Annotated in this window: 6 protein-coding genes; 4 read left to right on the top strand and 2 right to left on the bottom strand. The window is 30.9% G+C overall.

The window, feature by feature from the left end; all coding sequences use genetic code 11:
• Together H2279_RS08180 and H2279_RS08175 are read left to right on the top strand one after the other, a co-directional pair.
• Positions 1 to 637 (top strand): hypothetical protein (locus H2279_RS08180; protein WP_337196233.1); only part of this gene is annotated, 637 nt, incomplete at its 5' end.
• A 300-nt stretch (positions 638 to 937) separates the two neighbouring features.
• The gene (locus tag H2279_RS08175; protein ID WP_337196232.1) at positions 938 to 2,020 is read left to right on the top strand and encodes a replication initiation protein; all 1,083 of its coding nucleotides are present in this window, start codon (positions 938 to 940) and stop codon (positions 2,018 to 2,020) included.
• On the opposite strand, the gene H2279_RS08170 is transcribed toward H2279_RS08175, so the two are convergent.
• Both H2279_RS08170 and H2279_RS08165 read right to left on the bottom strand, forming a co-directional pair.
• Complete coding sequence (locus H2279_RS08170; RefSeq protein WP_337196231.1) at positions 2,017 to 2,241, bottom strand: hypothetical protein; 225 nt, start codon at positions 2,239 to 2,241, stop codon at positions 2,017 to 2,019. The genes H2279_RS08175 and H2279_RS08170 overlap by 4 nt on opposite strands.
• A complete protein-coding gene (locus H2279_RS08165) occupies positions 2,223 to 2,426 on the bottom strand; it encodes a hypothetical protein (RefSeq protein WP_337196230.1) in 204 nt (67 codons plus the stop codon). The genes H2279_RS08170 and H2279_RS08165 overlap by 19 nt, the downstream gene beginning before the upstream one ends.
• Before the next feature lie 740 nt (positions 2,427 to 3,166).
• Here H2279_RS08165 and H2279_RS08160 point away from each other — a divergent pair.
• Positions 3,167 to 3,475: a plasmid mobilization protein gene (locus H2279_RS08160; protein WP_170999737.1), complete on the top strand. Its 309-nt coding sequence runs from the start codon at positions 3,167 to 3,169 to the stop codon at positions 3,473 to 3,475.
• The coding region (locus H2279_RS08155) for a relaxase/mobilization nuclease domain-containing protein (RefSeq protein WP_337196229.1) at positions 3,472 to 4,343 on the top strand (872 nt) is incomplete at its 3' end. The genes H2279_RS08160 and H2279_RS08155, both read left to right, overlap by 4 nt.

Genomic DNA, 4,343 nt, shown 5'->3' with positions numbered 1-4,343 from the left:
ACAGGGAAAAACTAGAAAATTCAATCGAAAAAATGGAGAAATACAATTACAAGATACAGCTAATGAAATTCAAAATATCCAGCCTAGCAATGAGTTTTTTAGTGGGAATGCTTACGATGATGATTTTAAGCGTAGTTGTATGGTATCTGTGGATAAGACCTTATCAGATCAGCAAGGAGCTAACAACGAAATCAAACAGCGGGAAAATTTATATACAAATGCCGAAAGAGAGCGTGATAGTGCAAGACAATTATTATTACCTACCACTAGATTAGAAAAGGCAGAAAATGACGACTTTAGAATTAGAATTAATAGCAGAAATAGAGAGATTACAGGACAAGATAACAGAATATCAACAAGCAGAGATGAAATTACACGAGATAATCAAGAGCGAACGAATAGCATACGAGAACGCTTTGGAAGCTATGAGAAGCAAACTCAACGGCTTAGAACAGAGTTTCAAGGATTTGAAACAGAAAATACAAGAAACGGAGCAATTAAACGAACAAGAATTGAAACAATTAGAGACATTATACAAGCAAAATATACAGAACTTAGAGAACGAATTAGAAACAGCTTTAAAAAGACAATAAATAAAGCAAGACAGATTAAAAGAGATTTTGGATATAGTAGATAATATATGGAAAAATGGGACTTAAAATTGCTAAAGGTAACTTTTTTGTTCCTAAAAACATACCTAAAAGTGAGAAATATTTAATAAATATATACACTATTAACTAAAATTGCGATATAATTATTTTGCCCCTAGAGATAGGGGCAATTTGACCAAAAGGACATACTATGAAAAAACATAGTAAGCGTCTTAAAGTAGCATTATATCTAAATTTTAGGTTTTTTAAACTTAAAGTGGCGATATTTTTTGTGAAATAAGACCGCAGGGGTTAAGCCCCTGTCCTTTTGGCCTTAAAGGCTAATTATGCAAACACCAAAAAAAACTAACAAAAAAAGAATTCAAAAAGCAGTCGTAACTCAAAACAATCGATTTGTTTATGCTAAATATGATATGAACACAAACGAACTTAAAATGTTTATGTGGATCGTCGCACAAATAAACAGCCAAAAAGACACTTTATTTCAAGTTTGTGAAATGCCATTAAGTGAAATATTTGAAGTTTGGCAGTGGGAAAATGGTAGAGTGGATTATTCTTATTGTTCTAAAATAGTGGAAAGTATGGTTAGAAAAGCTTATATTGAAGATTTTAAATTACTTGATGAAAAAACAATGAAAGAAGTAAGCGTTAAAAGAGCTATGCCACTTTTTAAGTTTATAGAATACAGAGAAGGACAAGGTTATATCACTTATCAGCTAAATGATAGCCTTATGCAATACTTGTTAGACCAAAAAAGAGATTTTACCCAGTTAAAATTTAACGATATCCAGCAAATGAAATCAGCTTACAGCATAAGAATTTATAATATGCTTGTTTGTGAGTTAAAACAGAATAAACAAAGCCTTAAAATCAATCTTGCAGTATTGCAAAACATTTTGGAAGTGCCAAAAATTTACATTGAAAGATGGGCGGATTTTAATCGCTTTGTATTAAAACAAGCCGAAAAAGATATAAATGGCAAATCAAATCTTGTTTTACTAGAAATAAAAACTTACAAAACAGGGCGTAAAATCACAGATTTAGAATTTATTTTTGATTATAAGAACAATGATAAACGCATCGCACAAGAAAAAGCCAAACAGGAGAAATTTTTTACCAGGCTAAAAGAAATACTAAGCAATTATATAGGCAAATCAATTTATGATGAACGCTTTGGTGAAATGATCGTAACTCATTACGACCACAATGAAGCCGATAATAAAATTTCAATCATCGCACAAAGAAAGAGCGATGATAAATTTGTGGCTTTTGGTGTTAAAAACTTCAAAGATATACAAAGCTTAGAGAAGTTAAAAGACAAAGCCGAAGAACTTTTTTACTTAGATAAGCAAAGAGTAATTAACGCCAAAGAAGCACAAAACTACAAAAATCTTTTTACAATGGATTAAGCAGATATATCTAAAAGCTGATCTTTTTTGTTAGTATTTGCTTGATTATCAACATTTGTAGAATTACTTTGTTCTTCTTTTTTAGCTTCGGCTTCTACTTTTTTTGTATCTTCTTGCTGTTTAGCAATCGCCTCTTCTAATGCAGGTTTATCTCGATATTCTACTTTGGTATCTACTAAGCCGTGACAAGTATTAACAATCATTAACAATATCCTGTCCATTTACAAAAAGCTTCTTGATAAATAGGCTGATGTATTGTTTGGCAATTATGAAAAGTTGCACAAGTTATACTTCTTTCTTGTTTTGGATTGTTAAAATCTTTCTTGCTATAATAGCTATGATTTGAAGCTGAAGCAACACTAGATAATGAAGCAATTACTGCTAAACTTAAGATAATTTTTTTCATTTTAAACCCTTTCTATGATTAAAATTTGATATATGAATAATTATAAAAATCAAAAAATTAATTTAATATTAAACAAGAGAAAAAATCAAAAATTTGATTAAATATTGAGAAAAATTTACTCATTGCAGTATAAAAAATCTATTTAAAACACTATTTTATCGATATTTAATGTCTAAAGGAGACTGAAATTTTTAAATTTTAGTTACCTAGCGAAAAATCTCACTTTTAAGGGGGGTTTTATAGCGAAAAATCTCACTTTTATAGCGAAAAATCTCACTTTTAGCAATTTTAAGTCCCATTTTTCCATAGCTAAAATGCCCGTAAACAAGTATAAACAAGAGTAATATTAAACAAGAGAAAAAATCAAAAAATCTTAAATTTTTCTTAAGTAGCAAAAAATAGACTAAAAATATATAATTTTTCTTGAAAATTTAAGCTAAAAATACTATCATTTTAATATTAAGGCGAGGTTACTCTACGTAGCTACAAATGCTAAACGCATTTTTGCTACTCCGAGAACTCGTTAGGGAGACCCTAAAACCCCTTGAAACTCTTAAAAACTTTTTAAGCTGTTTTTAAGAGTTAAGCTTATCTTCCCTTTTAGGTTTAGATAAGCATTAGGGCGGTGGGCTTTGTCCGTGTTCCGTGCTACGCACTCACACAGCCCCCGCACCCCCTTTTCGCAAATCATAGCACCTTACCAGGTGCGATTTGCTTTAGCTAATAGAAAGGAGTAAAGCATTAAAACTTTAACTAAAAGATTAAGACTTTCACAAGATGAGTGGGAGCAAATACAAATCAAACTAAAAGAAAGTGAGCTTAATTTTTCTAGTTTTGCTTTAAAATCTATGCTAAAACAAAAGTCCCTTAAAAGAAAACAAATTCCAATCAATAGAGATTTTATAGCCGAGCTTTCTAAGTGGGGTAATAATTTAAATCAAGTTGCAAAGCATTTAAACACATCAAAAGGCGGACTTGATAGAGTAGGGCTAGAAATGCTAAGTCGCATTGAAAATCATCTAAAAGAACTTAGAAAAGTCATTGAATGATTTGCAAATTCTTTAAAACTCAAAAAGGCGGGGGTGTATCATCGGTTGATTATATGCTAAATGAGAGAGTTAATCAGGGCACAGCAAGAATATTAAAAGGGGACGAGTTTTTAACAAGAGAGCTTATTAAATCAATGAGCCAAAAGCATAAAACTTGCGTAGGTGTTTTATCTTTTGAGGAAAAAAACATCGATGAGAACACCAAAAAAGAAATAATGCAAAGCTTTGAAAATGCCCTTTTAACCCCTGCAATGCAAGGACGTTATAATATTTTGTGGATAGAACATACAGACAAGGGCAGATTAGAATTAAACTTTATAATTCCAAAAATGGACCTAGAAAGCAAAAAGTCATTTAACCCTTACTACCACCCCATTGATAATAAAAGAATTGATTTTTGGCGTGATTTTGTTAATTTATGCTATGGTTTTACAAATCCAAAAGATCCGAGCAAAGAACAAACCCTACAAGGAAGCAAAAAAGAAAAGGAGCTTTTTAAGGACTATGAAGCCCTAGATAAGATACTTCATAAGCAAGTAGCTAATAAAATTATCAATTCAAGAGACGAACTCATTTATCTTTTAGAGCAAAACAATATCGAAGTAACAAGAAAAGGAAGCGATTATTTAAGCATTAAACTACCAGAAAGCAAAAAAGCTAAAAGGTTTAAAGGAGGCATTTACAATGAACAATTTAGAAGCTTTGAAAAGCTTAGAGACTTACGCACAGAAAAAGAAAGCAGAGCAAGAGAGTATCAACAAAGAGATATTAAAGCAGAGCTTGAACGAACTAAACGAGAACTTGATAAATTCATTCAATCAAAAGATGAGTATTACAGAGAAACAATTAGAAAATTTAACGAGCGATT

This window comes from Campylobacter sp. B0100352/1 (assembly GCF_020135855.1).
Taxonomy (GTDB): Bacteria; Campylobacterota; Campylobacteria; order Campylobacterales; family Campylobacteraceae; genus Campylobacter_D; species Campylobacter_D taeniopygiae.
This window is presented reverse-complemented; position numbering and strand designations above follow the sequence as displayed.

Coding starts and splice junctions, on each gene's coding strand:
- H2279_RS08175 (WP_337196232.1), top strand. CDS start 938: ATGCAAACACCAAAAAAAACTAACAAAAAAAGAATTCAAAAAGCAGTC.
- H2279_RS08165 (WP_337196230.1), bottom strand. CDS start 2,426: ATGAAAAAAATTATCTTAAGTTTAGCAGTAATTGCTTCATTATCTAGT.
- H2279_RS08170 (WP_337196231.1), bottom strand. CDS start 2,241: ATGGACAGGATATTGTTAATGATTGTTAATACTTGTCACGGCTTAGTA.